Consider the following 21078-nt stretch of genomic DNA (forward strand, 5'->3'; position numbering starts at 1 on the left):
GGGTAGCCCGTCCCGGTTAGGCTTCGATCCTGTTTGCGGACCGCAGTCGTGCGAAGCTCCGCGACAGTAGCCGCGACACATGCATCTGCGACACCCCCAGCTCGGCGCTGATCTGAGATTGCGTCAAGTTGCTGTAGTAACGGAGGAGCAGGATGCGCTGCTCGCGCTCGGGGAGCTGGACGAGGAGATGCCGGACGAGGTCCCGGTGCTCGACCCCGGCCAGCTCCGGATCCTCGTACCCGAGCCGGTCCAGCAGGCCCGGCAGGCCGTCACCCTCCTGAGCGGCCTCCAGGGAGGTCGCGTGGTACGAGCGGCCCGCCTCCAGGCAGGCCAGCACCTCGTCCTCGCCGATCTTGAGCCGTTCGGCGATCTCGGCGGTCGTCGGCGACCGGCCGTGCAGCACGGTCAGGTCCTCCGTGGCACCGTTGACCTGCACCCACAGCTCGTGGAGGCGGCGCGGTACGTGGACGGTGCGCACGTTGTCCCGGAAGTAGCGCTTGATCTCGCCGACCACGGTCGGCATCGCGAAGGTGGGGAACTGGACCCCGCGGCCGGGATCGAAGCGGTCGATGGCGTTGATGAGGCCGATCGTGCCGACCTGCACGACGTCCTCCATCGGCTCGTTACGGCTGCGGAAACGTGCCGCCGCGTACCGGACCAGCGGCAGATTGGCCTCGATCAGGGCGGCGCGCACCCGTGCGTGCTCCGGTGTGCCCGGCTCCAGGCTCGTCAGCTCGGCGAACAGCACCTGCGTGAGTGCCCGTGTGTCCGCGCTCCTGCTCTCGCGGGATGGCGCCTTGGGCGCAGTTCGGGCCGTCACGGGCACGCCACCCTTCTCAGTCCATTCAACCGGCAAAAGCGGTCATAGCATCACAAGACATGTGCACTGTGTGCAAGCACCGCATAACGCCGTGTTGATCGCAGAGTTGATCGACGAGCAGGCGTACGCGGGGCCGGGACCGGGCACGACGAAGCCCCTCGCCCGCGAGACGGGACGAGGGGCAGGTCACGAGACGGGACGAGGGGCAGGTCACGGGGCGGGACGAGGGGCAGGCCGGCAGGAGGGCCGACGGGCAGGCCGAGGCGCGGGCCGACGGGCAGGTCGAGGGACGGGCGCTCGGCCGGAGCCGCGGCTCAGAACTCGTAGTCGGCGATCACCCAGGTGGCGAACTCGCGCCACTGCCCGGCGGCCGCCTGATGGGCCGGGTGTTCGATATAGCGCTTCAGGGCGTCGGCGTCGGCCACGGCGGAGTTCACGGCGAAGTCGTACGCGATCGGCCGGTCCGTGATGTTCCAGGCGCACTCCCAGAACTCCAGCTCGGGAATCTGGTCGGCCAGCTCCTGGAACGCCTTCGCGCCGGCCACGACCCGCGGCTCGTCGCGTCCGACACCCTCGGCGAGCTTGAAAAGAACCAGGTGGCGTATCACTGGGCGGTCCTCCGTACGGTCGGCCCCCGGCCGTCCCGCGCCGTACGTCCCGCTCCGCACGTCTGCGTACGGCCGGCGCGTCCTACGAGATCAGCTGGGTCATGAACTCGCCGACACCGTGAGCGGCCGACGAAATGCCCTCGAACCCTATCTGCACGAGATCGGCGGCGCGTGCCGGGGACGTGATGATCGTGTACAGGACGAAGACGACGACCACGTACAGCGCGATCTTCTTCGCTTGCACCATCTGACTGTCCCCGTCTCCCCTACGGCAGCTCCCGCCCGCCCTTTCCCAGAGTGCAGACCGGGTGAGTGTAACCACTTCCGCAACAGGGGTGGAGCCGACGGGAGGGAGCCGGGAGAGAGGCGAGGGGGAAGGTGGGAGAGAGGGGAGGGGGAGTGTGGGAGAGAAGTGGGGGGCGCGTGTTGATGCTGACTTTAAGGACCAAAGGCCTCTGGAGGCAGGCCCTTTGCCCGCGTCCTCTGAGAGGCGCGCGGAGCAGGATGGGGGTGCCCGGCGGATCTGGCAGGAATGCGCGGGGCACCGGACCCGAGCCTCACTGCGGGGTCCACGCCGCAAGCTTCCCCCTGACAGCGGCGCGGACTTTGAGGCCCGGCCCACCATCGGGGGAAACGGCATGTCCCCCGTTGCCGTTTCCCCCGACTGTGACACGGAGCCCCGGCTCCGGGCTTCCGAGCCCGGGACCGGGGCTTCCGCCGTACAGGGCGCGGAGTCCCGCCGTACGGGAACGGGTCCTGAAGCAGGCCCTCATTCGTACGGGAGTGCCGGGCACCCGGCGCCTAGACTGGGACCTTTCGGGGGCACGGGCCCGTCCCTGGGCGGCCCTGGGCGGATGGAGAGCGGCTGTGACGAGTGGCGTCGAGGACGTGGCGGATCCGTCGGCCGAGGTGCTGACGGAGGCCGCGGCGACGTTCGGGCTGCTCGCGTCGCCCGCGCGCCTGCACATCGTCTGGGTGCTGGCGGCCGGCGAGTGCGACGTGAGCGGGCTGGCGGAGCGGGTGGGCGGCGCGCTGCCCGCGGTGAGCCAGCACCTGGCGAAACTGAAGCTGGCGGGGCTGGTGCGGTCGCGGCGCGAGGGCCGCCGCGTGGTGTACCTGGTGGACGACCCCGATGTGGTGTCGATGGTGCGGTGGCTGGTGGGGCAGCTGACCGACCGGACGGGCCGCTCCGACGGCCCGGCGGTTCCGGGACGCGTCCGTGGCCTGGGCGCCTGAGAGGGCCGTGGGCTCCGCGTCCGCCCGTACCGACGGGGAGGCGGAGCCGGGCCGGCGCACCACCGCACCACCGGGCGTACGGGCGGACAGCGGCGCCCGGCTGCGCGACACCCCCGGACTCACGGCGCTGGAAACCCTGCGGTTCCTGGAGAGCGGGCCGCGCGGCCTGACCGAGGCGCAGGCCGAGGAACGGCTGCTGCGGTACGGCGACAACGCGGTGCCCGAACGGCGGCCCGCCGGCCGGTCCTTGCGCTTCGTGCGCAGCCTGCGCGATCCGTTCACGACCGTACTGCTGTGCCTGGCCCTGGTCTCGGCCGCCGTCGCCTCCTGGGGGACGGCGTGCGTGATCGCGGTACTGGTGGTGGTCAGCGCGGTGCTGCGGTCCAGCGGCGAGCACCGCGCCGAACGGTCCACGGCGGCGCTGCGCGAGCTGATCGCCACGACGGCGACGGTGCAGCGGCGGCCGGGGGCCGGGGCTGGCGGGGCCGCGGGGTTCGGCGTACGGGCGGCGCGGGCTTCGGGTGCGGCGTCGGGCGCGGCCCTGACGGGAGACGTGACCACCCGGGAGATACCGGTCGATCAGCTGGTGCCGGGTGATGTGATCCGCCTCGGGCCGGGGGATCTGGTCCCCGCCGATCTGCGGTTGCTGCGCGCGAGCGGGCTGACGGTACGCCAGGCGCCGCTGACGGGGGAGTCGGCGCCGGTGGCGAAGCATCCGGTGGAGACAGGAACCGGTGCCTCCGGTACGGATACGGACGCTTCCGGTACGGACACCTTCGGTACGGACGCTTCCAATACGGAGGCCTCCGGTACGGACACCTTCGGTACGGGCACCTCCGTTACGGAGGCCTCCGGTACGGGCACCTCCCTTACGGCCGCCTCCGGTACAGCCACCCCCGGCCCAGGCCTCTTCGAACGGCCCGAGCTGTGCTTCCAGGGCAGCAGCGTCGCGTCCGGCAGTGCCACCGCGGTGGTGCTGGCGACCGGTGCGGACACGGTCTTCGCCGGTACGTACCGGTCCGGGACGTACCGGACCGGTACACGCCGGCGGCCGCCCGGAACGGGCGCGGACCCCGCGGGCGGGGCGCGCGGCACCCGGCGTACGCGCCCCACGAGCGCCTTCGACCGCTCCGTGAACGGTGTCTCCTGGACCCTCATCCGCTTCATGCTGCTCACGCCGCCGCTGGTGCTGATGGCCAACGCCGCGCTGCGCGGCCGCGGCCTGGAGACGCTGCCGTTCGCCGTCGCGGTGGCGGTCGGCCTCACCCCCGAGATGCTGCCGGTCATCGTCACCACCGCGCTCGCCCGGGGCGCGGCGCTGCTCGCGCGCGGCGGCGAGGTGATCGTCAAGCGGCTGCCGGCGCTGCACGACCTCGGCGCGATCGACGTGCTGTGTACGGACAAGACCGGCACCCTCACCCAGGACCGCCCGGTCCTGGACTGCTCCCTCGACCCCGACGGGCGGCCGGCGCCCGGGCCGCTGCACTGGGCGGCTGTCAACAGCCTGTGGACACTCCAGCTGGCCGAGCTGCCCACGCCGGACGCGCTCGACGAGGCGGTCCTGGAGGCGGCCGAGGACGACTTCGACGAGCTGCTGGCGTACGAGGGTGTCGCCGCGCTGCCGTTCGACCCGGTGCGCCGTACGTCGTGCGCGGTGGTCCGTACGGACGCTGCCGCGGGGGTCGGCCTGCGGCTCGGCGCACACACGCTCGTGGTCAAGGGCGCGCCCGAGGCCGTACTGGAACGCTGTGCCCGTGTCCGCACGGGGGAGAGAGCCCCGCGGCCACCGAACGCGCCGAAGACGTCGACCTGGACGACGCGGCCCGCGCCCGTCTGGCCCGGCTCGTCGCGGACCGTACGGCGGACGGGCTGCGGCTGCTGGCCGTCGCGGTCGCCGAGCGGCCCGCCAGGCCCGGCCGCCGCTACACGCCGGCGGACGAGCGCGGCCTGACCCTCGTCGGCTTCGTCGGCCTGCGCGACGCGCTCGCCCCGACCGCCGCCGCGGCCTGCGCGGGCCTGGCGCGGCGCGGCGTCGCGGTGAAGATCCTCACCGGTGACCACCCGGGCACCGTCACCCACGTCTGCCGGGAACTCGGGCTCGACACCGGGCCCGGCGCGGTGGTCACGGCCGACCGGACCGACGGCCTCACGGACGCGGAACTCGCCCGGCTCGCCGCCCGCACGACGGCCTTCGCGCGCTGCACACCGGAACACAAGGCGCGGATCGTGGAGGCGCTGCGGGCGGGGGCCGGACCGGGGGCGGGAACCGTTGCCGGGCCGGGAACGGAAGCGGTGGCCGGGCCGGATCCGGGGCCGGAGACCACGGCGACCCCGCCCCGTACCGTCGGCTTCCTCGGCGACGGTGTCAACGACCTGCCCGCGCTGCACGCCTGCGACGTCGGCATCGCCCCGCGCGACGCCGTCGACGTGACCCGTGAGGCGGCCGACGTGGTCCTCGCCTCGAAGGACCTCGGCGCCATCGACGACGCCATCGTCGCGGGCCGCCGCAGCAGCGCCAACATCGCCACGTATCTGCGCATCACCCTCTCCTCCAACCTCGGCAACGTCATCGCGATGCTCGGCGCCGGGCTGCTGCTGCCCTTCCTGCCGATGCTTCCGGCGCAGGTCCTGGTGCAGAACCTGTGCTTCGACGCGGTCCAGCTCGCGTTCGCCTTCGACCGGCCGGGGCCCGCCGCGCTGCGCCGGCCGGCGGTCCTGCGCCCCGCCGACCTGCTCCGCTACATCACCGGTTTCGGCCTGCTCAACGCGGCGGCCGACCTGGCCACGTTCGGCGTGCTGGTCCTGGCGCTGCACGGCTTCGGCGACCCGGGCGGCCAGGACGCGTTCCACGCCGGGTGGTTCACGGAGAACCTGCTGACGCAGGCGCTGGTGATGTACCTGCTGCGTACCGGCCGCCGCTCGGCGGAAGGCCGGGCGCCCGGCCCGATCCGGATCGCGGTGTGCGCGCTCGCCGTCATCGGACTGCTGCTGCCCCCGTCGCCGCTGGGTCCGCTGCTGGGGATGGCGGCCCTGCCTCCCCTCTATTACGGGCTGCTGGCGGCGGTGCTGGTGCTGTACGGGATCGGGCTGGCGTGGGCCAAGGACCGGTACGACCGGAAGACGGCCCCGGAGGACGCGTAGGCCACGCAAGACACGTCCCCCGGGCCCCGGCCCTGGCCCTGGCCCTGGCCCCAGCCGTGACCCCGGCCCTGGCGCGGCGCCTCAGCCGTAGGACAGATCCGAGCAGATGTTGTCGTCGGCCGAGCGTGCCTTGCCGGCGATCTCCGACGGCCCGGACGCCCCCGCCCCCGACGCCCCCGACGAGGGGGCCGGCCCCGGAGCGGAAGCGGCGGGGGACTCCAGGGCCGGGGCGGACGCGTACGTGGTGCCGAGGACGACGTTCACACCCGCGGTGGCCTTCGGCACCAGTTGGGCGCCGCGGAAGTGCGCGGCGACGGTCTTGGCCTCGGCCTCCTTGCCCGCGCCGTACTCGACGACGGTCGTCGCGTGGTCCTGGGTCCGCGCGGTCGACGTGCCGGTGACGGTGAAGCCCGCGGACTTGAGCTGGTCGGCGGCGCGGGCGGCGAGGCCGGTGGCGGTGGTGCCGTTGTAGACGGCGACGCTGATGCCCGCACCGGTACCGGGTCCCGTACCCGTACCGGAGCCCGTACCCGTACCCGATGGCGACGGGCTCGGAGAAGCCGCCCCGCCCCCGGCCGACCCCGGCCCGCCCGCGTCCTTGCCGTCCAGGGTGCGGTCCGCCTTGATGTCCGCCCAGAGCGCGTCCGCCGCCGGGTGCACGACCGCGACCCGGGCGCCCTGGTAGCGCCAGGGCAGTGTGACGAACTTGGTGTTGTGCAGGTCGATGTCCTTCAGGGACATCGCGAAGGAGAGCAGCTTGTCGGCCGAGTCCAGGCCCGGGTCGACGGTCATGGACTGGGTGGCGGCGTTGGCCAACGGCAGCAGGGTGGTGGGGTTGAAACCCTGGTCCTTGACCTTCTTGATGAGGGAGCCGACGAACGCCTGCTGGCGCTGGATGCGGCCGATGTCCGAGTTGTCGCCGATGCCGTGCCGGATACGGACGTAGTCGAGCGCCTGCTGGCCGGAGACGTTCTGCGGTCCCTTGGCGAAGATCCGTTCGCCGCGGGAGCGCCGGTTCGGGTTGAGGTCGCCCTGGTAGATGTCCTTCGGCAGGCAGACGGGTACGCCGCCCACCGCGGACGTCATCTTCGAGAAGCCCTCGAAGTCGACGACGACGGTGTGGTCGACGCGTACGCCGGACAGCTTCTCCACCGTGTTCTGGGTGCAGGCCGGGTTGCCCCGCGGGCTCTCGCCGACCGAGAACGCCGCGTTGAACATGGCGTTGTGCTGCGCCGCCGTCCACTTGCCGCTCGGGAGCCGGCACGGGGGTATCTCCACCAGGGTGTCGCGGGGTATGGAGACGGCGACCGCGTGCTTGCTGTCGCCGTATATGTGCAGCAGGAACGCGGTGTCCGAGCGGCCCACGTCGCCCTCGCCGCCACCCAGCGAGCTGTTGTCGCCGGACCGCGAGTCGGAGCCGATGACCAGGACGTTCTGGCCGCCGGCGCCCTCGGCGGGGCGCTGCGGGCTGACCCCTTCCGCGCCGAAGGTGGTGATGTTGCCGTTGAGCTTGAAGTAGAACCAGCCGGCGCCCGCGGTGATCAGTACGAGCAGCGAGACGGCGACGATGCCGACCGTGCGCAGGGGCCGGCGACGGCCGCGTACGGCCCGGCCTGCCGCGCGGTCCGCCGTGCCGCGGCTTGCCCCGGTCCGGCCCGCCTTCCTGGCCCGTCCGGAACTGCCGGCCACCGCCTTGTGGCTGCTTGCTGTCATGTGTGCACCTCACCCGCGTGGCTTCGTACCGGGGAAGACGGAAGATCCGGCCCGTTGGTTGTACAGTTGCGCAATGTAGCAAGTCATAAAGCGGACAACCGGACGAGCGCAGGCTGGAAGAGAGGCGGGACGGCGATGCTGCGGAACGGACTGGAGCCCTGGCACCTACTGATCGTGGCGATCGTGGTGATCCTGCTGTTCGGCTCGAAGAAGCTGCCGGACACGGCACGGGCCCTCGGCAAGTCGCTGCGCATCCTCAAGAGCGAGACCAAGGCGATGAAGGACGAGGCCGGCGACGACAAGAACGGGCCGGGCCCGGGAGTCGTACGGGCCGGGGAGCCGGCGGCCGCGCACGACCGTGGCCCGGCCGCTCACTGAACGTCCGGCCGGCCGGCGGTTCCATAATGGTGGACGCGCGTCACGATCAGCGTGCCGCGCCCTGCACCAACACGAGGGGATACCGGACCGGATGAGCACCGAGCGCAAGCCTTCCGAACACGCCGTACGCGCAAAGGGCGGGCGGTTCACGGCGGTTGTCGTGGCCCTGCTGCTCGGCCTGATGGGGGCCGCGGGCTCGGCGGCAGCGGCGTCGCCCGCCGCCCCGGCGGTCGCCCACGGCGTCCAGCAGCAGACCGGCGGCGCGCCGGCCGCGCAGGCGGAGGCCGCTCCGGCTTCCGTCCATCACGTGACGACGGCGGCCTTCGGCTCCAAGGACAAGGACGGCGACAAGAAGGACAAGAAGAAGAAAAAGGGCTTCTTCAAGAAGCTCGGCATCTTCCTCATCGTGCTGCTGATCATTTTCCTGGTCGTCATCATCGTGGTGATCTGGCTGATCGTGCACTTCGTGCGCAAGGCGTTCCGCCGCCGCAACAGCTGAGGTCCCGCGCGACACCGCGCGATCCGGGACGCCCCCGCCGCAAGCCCGTGCTTGCGGCGGGGGCGTCGTACTGCCGGGGCCTTCCGCTGCTCAGCGCCCCCGGCCGCGCGACTTCAGCCCCACCGTGGGGAGTTCGGGCGCGGGCAGCCGGTCGCCGTCGTAGCCGCGCACCTCGCCGAACCGGGAGCCGCACCGAGAGCCGGGGTCGGGGCTGGGACCGGGGCCGGGGCTGGGACCGGAGCCGAGGCCGGTCATCCAGTCCCGCCGGGCCTCTTCGATGTCCTGCTGGGAACGGCCCACGAAGTTCCACCACATGACGATCTCCTCCTCGAAGGGCGTGCCGCCGAGGAGGACCGTCCGCGCGGGCGTGTCCGACGCGTTCGTCAGCGTGAGGTGGTCGCGGCCGGGGGCGGCGTAGCCGAGTTCGGCCGGGCGCAGCGGTGCGCCGGACAGGCGGACGGTGCCGTGGTCGACGAGCAGGCCGTGTTCGAAGGCCGGGTCGACGGCGAGGGTGGCCGTCGCCCCCGGGTCGAGGACGATCTCGGCGCCGAGCAGCGGGGAGAACGTACGCACCGGGGAGGTGACCCCGGCGAGGGTGCCGAGGAAGACGCTGACCTCGGCCCCGCCGACCCGTACGGAACCGGGTACGTGGTGCTGGAAGTCCGCCTCCGCGTGCCGGTGTTCGCCGGGGAGCGCGACCCACAGCTGCACCCCGTGCAGCACGGTGGTCCGCTCCGTCGAGACCTCCGAGTGGCTGATGCCGTGGCCGCCCGTCATGAGGTTCAGCTCGCCGGGCCGTACGTACGCGTGGGTGCCCAGGCTGTCGCGGTGCTCGATCTCGCCGCTGAACAGCCAGCTCACCGTCTGGAGGCCGGTGTGCGGGTGCGGGGCGACGCGCATGCCGCCCGTTCCGGCGACGTCGTCGGGGCCGTAGTGGTCGGCGAAGCACCAGGCGCCGATGAGGGTGCGGGAGCGCTGCGGCAGCGTACGGCGCACGGTCATCGCCCGCGGGCCGCCCAGCGGGACGTCGCGGGGGTGAGGACCTCGATGCCGGGCAACTCGGCGGGTCCGGCGTCCTCGTTGCTCATGTGCGTAGCCTTCCCGGGCGGGTCACCGTGATTCCCGGGCGGGTCACCGTGACAAAGTAATTGTACGTTCAACTTCATCGCTCGTGGCGCTGCCTGCCGTCCGGGAGGCGGCGGGTACCGGTACCCGTACCGGCGCCTCGGGTTGCCGGGCGGACTTGCGCCGCGGCGCCATGTGCCGGCGGACGTCGACCACGCCCTTCCGCATGACGGCCCGCAGCCACTTCCCGAGGGGGCGTTCGACGACGCGGTGGATGAGCCAGGCGGTGACCAGCATGAGGACCGTCACCGAGAGCACCAGGACCGGCGCGGGCACCCTGTTCCGGAAGTGGTGGATGAGGGTCATGCCAATGTTCAGGTGGATGAGGTAGAGCGGGTAGGTCAGCGCGCCCGCGGTCGTGAGCCACCTCCATCGGACGCGGTCGAACGCGCCGAGGGCGATCGCGCCGACCAGGGCGAAGCCCGCGATGATGACGAGACGGGCCGGCCAACCGGGCAGGGCGGTCGCGACGGCTTTGCCGAGGCTCGTGGCCATGCGGTAGTCGATGTACCGCTGGGCGAGCACCAGTTGTACGGCGATCAGCGCCCACAGGACCGCGTTCTGCCCGTGGCGCCGCATCAGGTGGAAGACGATGCCCGCGATGAAGAACGGCGCGTACTGCGGCATCGCGAACGCGGACAGCAACGGTGTGTTCAGACCCGGGGCGAGCGCGGCGGCGGCCGTCCACACGCCGCACAGGATCAGACAGTTGCGGTAGGTGACGCCGAACCACACCACCGCGACCATGATCAGGTAGAACTTGAGCTCCACGAAGAGCGTCCAGTACACCGGGTCGACGTCCGGGGAGTTGTTGCCGGACTGGAGCATCGACAGGTTGTTGATCACCCGGTCCAGGCCCGGGAAGGAATCCACCTCCGGCCACATCTTGATGACCAGCGTCGTGAGCAGGATGCCCGCCCAGTAGGCGGGGAACAGCCGGGAGACGCGGGAGACGGCGAACTCCCCCAGCGTGCGGCCCCACACGCTCATACAGATGACGAAGCCACTGATGAGGAAGAAGATCTCGACACCGAGCCACCCGTACTGGGCCGCGACACGAGTGACCGGGAAGATCGTTCCGGTGTCGTGTCCCCACGGCTTTGCGAGCGCGACATAGTGGTAGAAAACCACCATCAACGCCGCCAGCAGCCGTAGCCCGTCCAGCGCGGCAAGCCTGTTCCCCGAGCGCGGCCCGGCCATCGTGTACCCCTTGAACGCCCTGGTCACGGGCGCTTCATGCCTACAGATGGAGACGGGCGCCGACCGCGGGGACCGGTGCCCAGGACGACTGCGTCTCCTGTGTGCACCGGTCGGCGTTCGGCCGGTGCGAAAGTTCCGGTGCCACATCCGGAAAATCCGGCAGAGCCGGGTTGCGTCTGCCGATGATGATGAGCGCGGGGCGGGTGGGGTTCATCGCGAAACGGTCAAGGGGGATCTGCGGCGGCTTTGGCAAGTTGGCGGGTGCGGGGGCGGGTGCGGGTTGGGGTGCGGGGGTGAGCGGCATCCGCTTGGGCGACGGGCCGCCGACGCTGGGGGCCGGGCGGCCCTCGGTAAGGCCCCCAGCGGGCGGGCGAACACGAAACGGTGTGGGCCCCCAGGCATCAGGGACCCACACCGCACTCAGTTGATCAGGTAGGACTAACCGGCCTTCCAGAGGACGCCTTGGCCCTGCCCGCCGCCGGCCTTGTAGACGACCAGCTTCCCGTCGTCGTCCAGACGCAGGAAGGCCTCGGGGTTCTTGGAGGTCTTGGTGGACCAGAGGTCGCCGCCCTTGCCCTGTCCGCCGTTGGCCTTGTAGACGACGAAGTTGCCGTCGTCCTGCATGCGGGCGTAGTTGCCCACCCCGGAAGTGCCGCTGGCCCACAGGAGCGTGCTGTCACCGCGCCGGTACAGGGCGAGGTTGCCGTCGTACCGCATGATCAGCAGGCCCGCCTTGGAGGACATCCACTGTCCCGCGCGCAGTTCCTGGCCGCCGGCGAAAGTGTCGGGTCGACCCCAGGTGGCCGTGTCCCACAGCGCACCACCCTTGCCCGGGACGCTGTTCTTCTTGTAGACGACGACGTTGCCGTCGTCCTGCACGTGAAGGAATGCGCCGGGGTTCTTGGAGGTCTTGGTGGACCAGAGGTCGCCGCCCTTGCCCTGTCCGCCGTTGGCCTTGTAGATGACGAAGTTGCCGTCGTCCTGCATGCGGGCGTAGTTGCCCACCCCGGAAGTGCCGCTGGCCCACAGGGTGACGCCGCTTTCACGGTGCTGGAGGACCAGGTTGCCGTCCCGCTGCATCAGCAGCGTGACGTTCTGGTTCTCGATCCACTGGCCCGGCCGCAGCTCCATTCCGGGGGTGAAGGACGTGGGCCGGCCGAAGGTGTCACTGCTCCACAGGGAGCCGCCCTTGCCCTGGCCACCGTCCTTCTTGTAGACGACCATGTTCCCGTCGTCCTGGAGAAGCAGGTAGGACCCCGGGGAGCGGAAGGTGTCGGAGGCCCAGAGGTTGCCGCCCTTGCCCTGCCCGCCGGTCTTCTTGTAGACGACGAGATTGCCGTCGCTCTGCATCTGGAGGTAAGCACCAGGGTTGCCGAAGGTCTGGGTGGCCCACAGCACCTGGCCACCCGCCTTGTGGTACATGGCCAGGTTGCCGTCCTTCTGCATACGCAGTTCGACGCGGCGGCCCTCCAGCTTCTCGCCGGGGTTGAGCCGCTGGCCCGGCATCAGCAGGGAACTCTTGAAGTGACCGCGCAGCCAGGAGTTGAGTCCGTCGACGCGGATGGCCGAGGCCTGACCCGGCCCGGTCACGTCCGACCCGAAGCAGCCGGCACTGTTCGAGCCGGCAGCGAGAGCGACCAGTTCGGAGCCGTCCTCGTCCTCACGCACGACGGGGCCTCCGGCGTCACCCTTGCATATGCCGCCGGAGGACCCCGTCGACGTCAACGTGAGGGCGTCGTCGCCGACCGTGCCGGTGGCGAGGGTCGTCGTGTGCAGCTGGAGGGGGCCCACTCGTCCTTGGTCCGGCCGAATCCCGCTGCCGTCAGTGTCTTCCCTTCCGCGGCAGGTGAATCGGCCAGGGGAAGTGAGTCGACCCCTACGGCGGGACGCTCCAGGCGGGCCAGCACCACGCCACGACTGGGATGCGGCACCAGCTCGCTGACGCCACTGACGGTGCCTTGCGTGCTGGTCAGGTCGGTACGGCCGACGGTCACCGTGGTCTTCAGGCGCGGCTTGCCGGGGAGAGCGTCTCACCGGGCTTCTCGGTGAAGCAGTTGCTCGCGGTCAGAACCCACTGCGGGTCCACCAGCACTCCCGAGCAGCCGCGCCCGTGCTCACCGATCATGACCTGAGCGGTGTAGGAGTAGGTACCGTCCTTGGCGCTTTCACCGACGACAGCGTGAGCGGGCACGGTGCTCAACGCGCTCAGCGCGGTGCACGAGGTGAGCAGCGCGGCCGCTGCGCGTGAATGTATTCGAGACAAGAGGGTCCGATCCGTTCTCTGCTGTTCAGCAGGGTGACAATTGAGTTCGGCAAAACCCGTCGGCAAAACGGGAAATGGTCAGCCGACGGCAGATCAGCTGGAGGTGGATATCTCCATGAGCACGTGTGCGCGACGCTCCGGGTCGGCGGTCTCCCCGGCTGCCTTCCACTGGTCCTTCGCCAAGGTGATGTTCTGCTTACTGCCGTCAGCGGTCAGGGTCATCTCGGCCTTGTGGGCGGCGTCCGCCTTCACCCCGTACACCGCGGGAATTTCCAGGCTGAGGTAGCCGGTGTTCCCGGTGACGCGGAAGCATATCTTTTCTTTGGTGTGAGAATATACTTCCATCAGGCTGCCGCTCGATGTGCAGTCGGCGAGCACGATGTGACCATCGCCGCGCTTGAGGACGATACCAAGTTTTTTCTCGATTGCATCGGACTGGGGATAGTTGAAATCCTCCATGGGGAATTCCAACTGACTGTCGGCGGCGTTGACCGGTGGCTTGGCCGTGGTCTCCGTGGCATGCGCCATGCCGACGACAGCTGCGGCACATGCGGTGATGGCCGTGCCGGTGACGATCAGGCGTCGCACTAACTTCATGCTCTTTCCTCCGTGTTGAAGAGTTGGGGGCGTAATGGGCTTATCGGGGTGGCGGGAAAACGTGTTGCTGTGGCACGCCGCGGTCAAAAGCGCGGAGGGTGCCGGAGATTGAAACATGAGGCCGTAATGTGCCTCATGCGGGAAAAGGGACACGGCACCTAAATCCCCACATCGGGCAGTTGTGGAGTTCGTCACCACGGCCTTTGTGGGTGTTCGAGCGTCTTCGCGAGGCGAGCCGCCGACGTCGGGGCGCCGCACGTCATTGGGTAAACGCGACGAGACCGGACGTCAGTATGAAGGCAAGAGAGCGGATGGCTGTGTGCTCTCGTGCCACTCCTTTCCTTCCGCCCGGAGTGAGGCGAGAACACGACTCGCCTCACTCGCGCAGCAGCTACCAGGTGAGCCAGCCGACCACCGTGGTCGTCGCATCGTGTGCGAAGTTCGCTATGTCCTCACCGATACCTTGGACCTGGGGGCCGAAACCTTCAGCCAGGCCGAACTTACTGAGCAGCTTTCCGGTGCCCATGAAGATGCCGCCGACCGCGAACATGCCGAGTGCCGAATGAAATTCCTTGCTGTCCCACCCGTACTCTATGACGTTCAGCAGGGCGCTCGTCCCTTGCAGCCCCCAGGACACCATGCCGGCCGCACCAGCGGCTATCGCGAGGGGCGGGTAGAACATCGCGCCGGCCCCGAGTACGGCCCCGGCCGAACCGGCGATCGTGCTCCAATGCCCGGTGACCTGCGCCCAGTCCTTGACGCTGGATATGTCCTCGGGCCACACACCCCAGTCCACATACCAGGGCTTGTCATTGTCGGCGTTCTGGGAGGGGTGCGTCCCGTTCGCCTGGTGCTCTTTCGCTTTCTCGGCCGCCTTCTTCGCCGCGGCCTCGACCTCGGCCCTCCGCTTCGCAAACTCGATCTTGTGAGCCTCGTCGGCGGCGGCAGCAGCTGCCTTGGCATCCCTGCCGGCCTGGAACGCGGCAGCCTGGGCCTGGGAAGCGGACGCCTGCGCTCGCCACGCGGACGCCACCGCCTGCTGAGCGGATGCCGACGCCTGCCGCATCGAATAGTTCGCTGCCCGGGCCGCCACGCGCGCCGTGGCCGCGGCCTTGCTCGCGTCCTTGGCCGACCGGGCCGCGGCGGCCGCCGACCTGTCAGCGGCGTCCGCATGGGTCCTCGCCTCTTTCGCCGAGGCTGTGGCATCCGCGGCGTAGGTGTTCGCCTTTGCTGCCCAGTCGGACGCTTCCTTGGCCGCGTCACGGGCTTCCGCTGCCGCCTTGGACGCCCGGGCGGCGTTCTCCAGTGCCTGCGCGGCGACCCTGGCGGCGAGGGCGATGGAGGCCCGGACGGCGGAGACGTGGGTCGCCTGGTCCTGATCGATCCGTGCGACGATGAATCGGTCGTGGCTGACGAAGCCACGCCGCATACGGGCGGAGCCCTCCAGAACGATTTTCGCCGCCGACTGCAGGTAGGCGCCGCCCGAGTTGAGGAGGCTGAAGACCTCGACCCGGTCGTCCTCCTTCACCGCTTCCGCCAGTTCCGCGGTGACGAACCGGTGCAGTGCCCCGGCGCTCCCGTCTCTCAGTGCCGCCTCGGCTTTGGCCTTGACCGCCTTGCCCGGGTTCTCGTCGAGGATTCTGAACACGGTGATGCGGTTGTCCGTGGCCGCCGCTTCGACGACTCCGTGCTCAAGGAAGCTGCGGACCGCGTCAGGGGCGTCGCTGTCCAGCGCCTTGTGGGCCGCGTCGGCGACTGCGGCCGTGGCCGACCTGGCGATCGCCAGGACGCTTTCGCGGTCGTCCTGCTGCTGGGCGAGCAGACGGTCGGTGTCGATCCAGTTGACCACGTCCTGATCGGTGCCGGCGAGCGCGAACTCCGCGGCTTCCCTGGTCCACGTGCCGGTCGAGTCGAGCAGTTCGACCGCGGCCTGCCGGCCGGCCGCGACGGCCTTGGCCGTGTCCCCGGCTCGCAGCGCAGTCTCGGCGGCAGTGATCACGTCCGTGATCCTCTTCGCGGTCCTGTCCGCCTGCGTACGCTCCTTGTCGGCGCGGGCGGCATCGTCGACCTCGGCCTTCGCCCTGAGGCGGGCCTCCGCCACGCCGAGCTCGGTGTCCGCGGCGATACGGGCGGCTTCCGCCTCGCGTGCCGCCTTCTCCACCTGCTGGGCCTTCTTGACCGCGTCGGCGGCGGTGGTGGCTGCTGTCACCGCCGCTTCGGCGTAGGTGGTGGACCGCTTGGCGTACTCCACTGCCTTACCCGCGTTCTTCGCCGCCTCGTCCGCCGCGTCCGCGGCCTTGTCGGCGTGATCAGCAGCGCTGTTGGCGGCGTCGCGGGCCACACGGGCGGCCTCGGCTGCCTCGTTCGCCAAGGTACGGGCCGTACCGGCGGCCCGAGAGGCCCGTGCGGCGGCGGCGTCGGCCTCGGCGGCCGCCTGCCTCGCCTTGGCCGCCTGGGACTGGGCAGCGCCGGCGGCCGCGGCGGATTCGGCAGAGGCACGAGCGGCCGCGGCGGCGTTCCTGGCTGCACCCGCGGCGGAGGAACCGGCCGCAGCGGCCTGCCGGGAGGCGATGGTTGCCTGATCGGCTGCTTGGGCCGCAGTACGCGCGCGGGCAGCGGCGTTCCGTGCACTCTGGGCCGCCGCCCGAGCGGCGGACGCCTTGGACGCGTCCTTGGAAGCGGCTATGGCGGCGCTGTAGGCACGGGAAGCGGCGTGTCCAGCCATCGCCGCGGCGGCAGCGGCTGCTTGGGCGGCCTGGGCGGCGCGGTGGGAAGCGGATTGGGCGGTGCGCGAGGCTGCGATGGCGGCGACAGCGGCATCTGCGGCCCCGTCGGCGGCCCTGGCTGCGTTGTCCGCCGCCTGAGCCGATTTGCGTACGTCCTGCTGGGCGGCCTTCGCCTGCTCCGCCGCCAGGAGCGCGGAGTCCTTGGCCTTGGTGGCGGCCTTCTGCGCGCGTTCGGAGGCCGTGACGGCTTTTTCCGTCTGCAACTTGGCCTGCCGGCCCTCTCGCTGCGCGATGTCGACCAACTGGTCGATCGTCGCCGCTTCTTCGTCGCGAGCGCGGGCGATGTGCTGGCCTGAGACGAGGAACTGGTGAATCGCGTCGGGCGACCCGTCGTCCAAGGCGCGTTGTGCGTACTTCTTCACCTCGGGCGAGGCGGTGTTGAGGATGGAGAAGACCTCCACCCGCTCGTCCTCCTGCTGTGCGGTGTACTGGGCCTGGTCCAGGAACTTCTTCAAGGCTGGCCGGGTGCCCTGCTCCAGCGCCTTGGCGGCCTCCCGTTTCACGGCGGCGCCGCTGTTGTTCATGACGGTGAACACCGCCACCCGCAGATCCTCTTCGACGGGTTTCTTGTATCCGTCACGCAGGTAAGCGGCGACTGCGTCGTCTCCGGCGCTCAGTGCCGCGCCGGCGGACTCGCTGACGGCCACGCCCCCTGGGCCATGCCGGTGAGGATCGCGAAGCGATTGTCTTCTGCCTTGGCGAAGGGCAGTCCGCGGGCGAGGAAGGCGGTCACGGCGGCCGGGCTGCCGACCAGAGCGGCGGCAGCCGCCTCACGGACCGCCCGGCCCCCGGACTTGTAAGCCCACACGACCTGGCCGCGTTCGGTGTGGGGCAGGACGTCGCCCGTCTCACCACTGTCGGAACCCGCAGCGTGGGCAGGAGTGGCGGTCAGGGTGACGATGGACGGCAGGGTCGGGGCCGCAGCTGCTCCGGCGAGCGTGGTGAGTAAGCGGCGTCTGCTCCACAACGATGTCGGCAAGACGTACATCCTTCACATGCGTGCTATTTCTATCCAGACGCGCGTGAAACCATGCGAATCGTGGAAGTGGCAGTGGATTCAGGACTTCATGCTGCATCTGGGACAACAGGCGGGCACATTACCTGATTGGTACAGGTGTTCACATAGGGTCAGGCTGATGCGTGCGCGTTTTGGCATGTGTGCGGAGTGCCCCCGGGGTGGGGAGGCCAGGGCGGCACCTGCTGTCGACAGGCCCTTCCCCTGTCCCTTGACCGCCCGCCTTCGCCGGTGGGGACGGTCGGCAGGGTGTCGATGTGGGGGCTTTGGTCTCGGGGAACGGTGTGCCGGGCGCTCAGCAGACGTCACCGTGCTGCACGTACACCGAGCAAACACCCCTCCGGTCGCGTTTCCGCAGATCAGAGGGGTGTTGGGGCGGCAGGGAAGAGAGTGCGAACCTGCCACCGGTGCTTCTCGCCCGTGGCTCCCGGAGAGCCCGTCAGAGCCTTTTGATTCGATGCTGCGAGCCCTGTGTGGTCCGGTTGGACCGTGCTCGGTGTTTCACGTGCAACACCGCGGTCGGCGTGCGGCGGTTACCTCTGCGTCGGTGCCAGGGCCATGCAGAGCTGGAGGTCAGGCGTCACCGTTCAGCATGGCGGCGGTCAGGACGTTGCCGACGACACCCCAGCCGCCGTCGGCGACCTCGTCGATCAGTACGACGGTGGTGGGGCGGGCCCGCTCGCCGTAGATGTCCGCGTACAGGTCGGTGGTGCGCTCCACGATCTTCTTCTTGTCCTCGGTGGTGACGGTGCCCGCGGGGACCTTGAAGTGGGCGAAAGGCATGGATGTTTCTCCTCGAGTGGGTCTCTTCCGTGGTGCGGAAGTGCGAGTGCGTGTTCGCGAACGAGTAGCCGCGGGGCTGGTTCCCGGCGGTCACGGCGTGGTCAGAGGCTGGCGTGGGAAGTCAGCAGTCCGGTGGTGCCGATGCCGTGGAAGAACTCCGTGCAGCCCCGGTCGTACACGGCCATGACCACTACGCTGCCGTCGCGGCTGGGATCGACGTGCATCTCGTCGCTGTCGGCGCATGACCGGCAGCACGGCACGGTTCCCCCGATGCGTGGACAGCACGTTGACGTCGTGGACCTCCGCGAACTGAGCGACGGTGAACGACTCGGCCGACCCGAGGACCACCTGGTCGGGATGGTGTACCACCACGTCGACGAGACCCTTGCTCCGTCAGCACGTGATCGATGGACGCGTCGATCGACTCCTGCCCCTGGACGTCCATCTCTACGCCGGCGGTCTGTACGCCGCGCTCCTTCTGCCCGTGTGGTGAGGTTCCCGAAGCCGCTGTAAGCGCCGGTGAGCACCACGTCGTCCGGTTGCGTGCTCACACCACCCCCCGTTGACCCGCAGAACTTGGCCGTTCACCCAGTGCCCCGCCGGCTGGTGAGGAAGGCGACCACCTGGGCGATGTCCTCGGGGTGTCCAGGCGCTCCAGGGGCGGGGCCAGGGCGAGTTGGGTGGTCTGCTCGGGTGTCTTGCCTTCGAGGAACAGGTCCGTGGCCGTCGGCCCGGGGGCGACGGTGTTGACGGTGATGTCCCGCCCGCGCAGCTCGCGGGCGAGGATCAGCGTGAGCGACTCGACCGCCGCTTTGCTCGCCGCGTACGCACCGTAGGCGGGGAACCGGGTACCGACCACGGAGGTCGAGAACGCCACGAAGGCGCCGCCCGCGCGCAGTCGGCAGGCGGCCTGCTGAGCGACGACGAAGGCGCCTCGGATGTTGGTGCGGTGTGCGGCGTCGAGCACCGCCAGATCCAGATCGGCGATCGGCGACCGGCGACAGCGCGAGCCGCCCCGCACAGTTCACCACGACGTCCACGCCGCCGAACTCCCGCTCGGCCCGGTCGAACAGGACGGCGACCGCGTCCTCGTCCGCCACGTCCGTCCGTACACAGAGCGCCCGCCCGCCGACTGCGTCGACCGCCGCCACCGTCTCCTCGGCGGCTGCCGCGTCGCGGGCGTAGTTCACCACGACGGTCAGACCGTCCTGGGCGAGCCGGAGGCAGACCGCCCGGCCGATGCCGCGTGATCCGCCGGTGACGACGGCGACCCGCCCGGCCACCGCGGTAGCGGCGCGGGTGGGGTCGGGGCTGGTCAGGGGGCCGGAAGGAGGGTGATGCGCAGTCATGCCTGCCACGATGCGCGGCGCCGGGCGGCGGAACCAGGGAATGTCATCCCCTGTGCCGGTGGCCCGGCCACGCGCACAATGTCAGGCAAGAGGTCTGCGCAACACACCGAGCTGGGGACTTTCCTGCGCTCGCGCCGTGCCCGCGTCCGCCCGGCCGACGTGGGACTTCCCCACGGGCCCCGCCGCCGGGTGCCCGGGCTGCGCCGCGACGAGGTCGCCCAGCTCGCCGGCGCGTCGGTGGACTACTACAACGAACTCGAACGCGGCGCCGGTTCCCAGCCCTCCGAGCAGATGATCGCCGCGCTGGCCAGGGCCCTGCGCCTGACCGCCGACGAGCGCGACTACCTCTACCGCCTGGCCGACCGCCCGGTGCCCGCACAGGGGGACCGGCCTCACACGTCCACCCCGGCATGCTCGATCTGCTCTCCCGCCTGACGACGACACCCGCTCAGGTCATCACCGACCTGCACGTCACCCTCGTACAGAACCCGCCGGCGGTGGCGCTGCTTGGGGACCACTCCGGCCTGCGGGGCGGCCGGGCCGGCTTCGTCCACCGGTGGTTCACCGAACCGGACGCCCGGCGGCTGTACCCCGAGGCCGACCACCCGGGCCAGTCCCGGGCCTTCGTCGCCGACCTGCGGGCAGCCGCCGCCCGGCGCGACGCCAAGGACACCGGAGCCCGCTCGATGATCAGCTCGCTGCTGGCCGCCTCCCCCGAATTCGCCGCCCTGTGGGCCGACCACGACGTGGCGTTCCGGCGCGACGACCGCAAGCGCGTCAACCACCCCGCGCTCGGGCTGATCGAGGTCAACTGCCTCAACCTGTTCAGCGAGGACGGCCGACAGCGCCTCCTGTGGTTCACCCCCGCGGCCGGCACCGAGAGCGCGGGCCTCTTCGACCTGCTCACCGTCCTCGGCACCCAGGAAGTCAGCGCCCCGCCATCCGGGCCGGTCCGCTGACGGCTCGAGCGGACGCGTACGCCGTGATCAGTCCGCCCCGACCCGCGCTCCGGCGGCGCGTGCCAGGGCGCGTGCTCCAGGGTTGACGGCACCAGCAGCCCGCACCGGCGACGTCATCTCTGCCTCGCCCCGCGTCTGCCCCCGTATCCGCCCCCGCACGTTCCTCGTCACGGTCGGTGCATCCACCGATTCCCCGCGCACGGCGTCACGAAGCCAGCGACGGATGCCGCGTGACAGGCCGAACCGCCTGTTCCTCGACGGTCCCTCCCACAGCTCCTCCTACGGGCCCTCCCACAGCCCTTTCCACAGGCCCTTCCACGGACCCTCCCACAGCCCCTTCCACAACCCCTTCCGCCCGGCACATCTCGGCCCAGACGGTGTCGAGAGACAGGCCGAGGGTGTCGGCGATCGCCGCGATGGTGGGGAAGGCGGGGGTGGCCACCCGGCCGGATTCGATCTTCCTCAGGGTCTCCGGCGAGATGTGCGCCGCGAGCGCCACATCCAGCATCGAGCGGCAGCCCCGGGCTCGGCGGAGCAGAGCGCCGAGGCGCTCTCCGCGGGCTACCTCGGCGGGGGTGAGCGGCAACCTGACCATGGCCCCATTTT

General features: G+C 70.6%; 18 protein-coding genes and 3 pseudogenes. 6 read left to right on the forward strand and 15 right to left on the reverse strand.

The window, feature by feature from the left end:
• Positions 1 to 16: 16 nt before the first annotated feature.
• The 3 genes from ACEXOX_RS25805 to ACEXOX_RS25815 all read right to left on the reverse strand — a co-directional run bounded on the left by ACEXOX_RS25805 (position 17) and on the right by ACEXOX_RS25815 (position 1675).
• A complete protein-coding gene (locus tag ACEXOX_RS25805) occupies positions 17 to 826 on the reverse strand; it encodes an RNA polymerase sigma factor SigF (RefSeq protein WP_030017598.1) in 810 nt (269 codons plus the stop codon).
• A gap of 308 nt (positions 827 to 1134) precedes the next feature.
• Positions 1135 to 1428: a Dabb family protein gene (locus ACEXOX_RS25810; protein ID WP_406523588.1), complete on the reverse strand. Its 294-nt coding sequence runs from the start codon at positions 1426 to 1428 to the stop codon at positions 1135 to 1137.
• 82 nt (positions 1429 to 1510) lie between these two features.
• Positions 1511 to 1675: a hypothetical protein gene (locus tag ACEXOX_RS25815; RefSeq protein WP_406523590.1), complete on the reverse strand. Its 165-nt coding sequence runs from the start codon at positions 1673 to 1675 to the stop codon at positions 1511 to 1513.
• Positions 1676 to 2295: 620 nt separating this feature from the next.
• On the opposite strand from ACEXOX_RS25815, the gene ACEXOX_RS25820 reads away from it, so the two are divergent.
• From ACEXOX_RS25820 to ACEXOX_RS25830, 3 genes are read left to right on the forward strand one after another with little or no spacing between them, the layout of a single operon-like run.
• Complete coding sequence (locus tag ACEXOX_RS25820) at positions 2296 to 2664, forward strand: ArsR/SmtB family transcription factor (RefSeq protein WP_406523592.1); 369 nt, start codon at positions 2296 to 2298, stop codon at positions 2662 to 2664.
• A gap of 7 nt (positions 2665 to 2671) precedes the next feature.
• The gene (locus ACEXOX_RS25825; RefSeq protein ID WP_406523594.1) at positions 2672 to 4615 is read left to right on the forward strand and encodes a cation-transporting P-type ATPase; all 1944 of its coding nucleotides are present in this window, start codon (positions 2672 to 2674) and stop codon (positions 4613 to 4615) included.
• A gap of 20 nt (positions 4616 to 4635) precedes the next feature.
• Entirely contained in the window at positions 4636 to 5805 is a 1170-nt protein-coding gene (locus ACEXOX_RS25830; RefSeq protein ID WP_406526468.1) for a cation transporting ATPase C-terminal domain-containing protein, read from the forward strand.
• Between the two features lie 81 nt (positions 5806 to 5886).
• On the opposite strand, the gene ACEXOX_RS25835 is transcribed toward ACEXOX_RS25830, so the two are convergent.
• Positions 5887 to 7518 (reverse strand): LCP family protein, encoded by a 1632-nt coding sequence (locus ACEXOX_RS25835; RefSeq protein ID WP_406523596.1) that lies wholly within the window; start codon positions 7516 to 7518, stop codon positions 5887 to 5889.
• A 135-nt stretch (positions 7519 to 7653) separates the two neighbouring features.
• Between ACEXOX_RS25835 and tatA the strand changes: the two genes are divergently transcribed.
• Together tatA and ACEXOX_RS25845 are read left to right on the forward strand one after the other, a co-directional pair.
• Complete coding sequence (tatA, locus tag ACEXOX_RS25840; protein ID WP_406523598.1) at positions 7654 to 7896, forward strand: Sec-independent protein translocase subunit TatA; 243 nt, start codon at positions 7654 to 7656, stop codon at positions 7894 to 7896.
• A 91-nt stretch (positions 7897 to 7987) separates the two neighbouring features.
• Positions 7988 to 8395 (forward strand): hypothetical protein, encoded by a 408-nt coding sequence (locus ACEXOX_RS25845; protein WP_406523600.1) that lies wholly within the window; start codon positions 7988 to 7990, stop codon positions 8393 to 8395.
• Positions 8396 to 8485: 90 nt separating this feature from the next.
• Here ACEXOX_RS25845 and ACEXOX_RS25850 read toward each other — a convergent pair whose 3' ends face one another.
• The 10 genes and pseudogenes from ACEXOX_RS25850 to ACEXOX_RS25895 all read right to left on the reverse strand — a co-directional run.
• Entirely contained in the window at positions 8486 to 9397 is a 912-nt protein-coding gene (locus ACEXOX_RS25850; protein ID WP_406523602.1) for a pirin family protein, read from the reverse strand.
• A gap of 129 nt (positions 9398 to 9526) precedes the next feature.
• Positions 9527 to 10747, reverse strand: coding sequence for an acyltransferase family protein (locus ACEXOX_RS25855; protein ID WP_406523604.1), 1221 nt, complete (start codon positions 10745 to 10747; stop codon positions 9527 to 9529).
• A 411-nt stretch (positions 10748 to 11158) separates the two neighbouring features.
• Entirely contained in the window at positions 11159 to 12511 is a 1353-nt protein-coding gene (locus ACEXOX_RS25860; RefSeq protein ID WP_406523605.1) for a hypothetical protein, read from the reverse strand.
• A 211-nt stretch (positions 12512 to 12722) separates the two neighbouring features.
• On the reverse strand, positions 12723 to 12911 hold the full coding sequence (locus ACEXOX_RS25865) for a trypsin-like serine protease (protein WP_406523607.1): 189 nt from the start codon (positions 12909 to 12911) through the stop codon (positions 12723 to 12725).
• A 165-nt stretch (positions 12912 to 13076) separates the two neighbouring features.
• Positions 13077 to 13580, reverse strand: a complete 504-nt coding sequence (locus tag ACEXOX_RS25870; RefSeq protein WP_406523608.1) for a hypothetical protein — start codon at positions 13578 to 13580, stop codon at positions 13077 to 13079.
• 391 nt (positions 13581 to 13971) lie between these two features.
• Positions 13972 to 17013 carry an ALF repeat-containing protein gene (locus tag ACEXOX_RS25875; RefSeq protein WP_406523610.1) on the reverse strand — a complete coding sequence of 1014 codons (3042 nt, stop codon included), beginning with the start codon at positions 17011 to 17013 and terminating at the stop codon, positions 13972 to 13974.
• Entirely contained in the window at positions 16980 to 17345 is a 366-nt protein-coding gene (locus tag ACEXOX_RS25880) for an ALF repeat-containing protein (protein WP_406523612.1), read from the reverse strand. Before ACEXOX_RS25880 ends, ACEXOX_RS25875 begins: the two co-directional genes overlap by 34 nt.
• A gap of 609 nt (positions 17346 to 17954) precedes the next feature.
• On the reverse strand, positions 17955 to 18164 hold the full coding sequence (locus ACEXOX_RS25885; protein WP_406523614.1) for a tautomerase family protein: 210 nt from the start codon (positions 18162 to 18164) through the stop codon (positions 17955 to 17957).
• 101 nt (positions 18165 to 18265) lie between these two features.
• Positions 18266 to 18388 carry a short-chain dehydrogenase/reductase gene (locus tag ACEXOX_RS25890; RefSeq protein WP_406523616.1) on the reverse strand — a complete coding sequence of 41 codons (123 nt, stop codon included), beginning with the start codon at positions 18386 to 18388 and terminating at the stop codon, positions 18266 to 18268.
• Positions 18389 to 18719: 331 nt separating this feature from the next.
• Positions 18720 to 19513, reverse strand: a pseudogene (locus tag ACEXOX_RS25895) (SDR family oxidoreductase); the annotation flags it as partial.
• 78 nt (positions 19514 to 19591) lie between these two features.
• Here ACEXOX_RS25895 and ACEXOX_RS25900 point away from each other — a divergent pair.
• Positions 19592 to 20472: pseudogene (locus tag ACEXOX_RS25900) on the forward strand (helix-turn-helix transcriptional regulator).
• Positions 20473 to 20794: 322 nt separating this feature from the next.
• Here the strand turns inward: ACEXOX_RS25900 and ACEXOX_RS25905 are convergent.
• Positions 20795 to 21067, reverse strand: a pseudogene (locus ACEXOX_RS25905) (helix-turn-helix domain-containing protein); the annotation flags it as partial.
• Positions 21068 to 21078: the final 11 nt, after the last annotated feature.

Origin of the sequence: Streptomyces sp. Ac-502 (assembly GCF_045222935.1) — a bacterium.
In the GTDB taxonomy this organism is placed as follows: Bacteria; Actinomycetota; Actinomycetes; order Streptomycetales; family Streptomycetaceae; genus Streptomyces; species Streptomyces monomycini.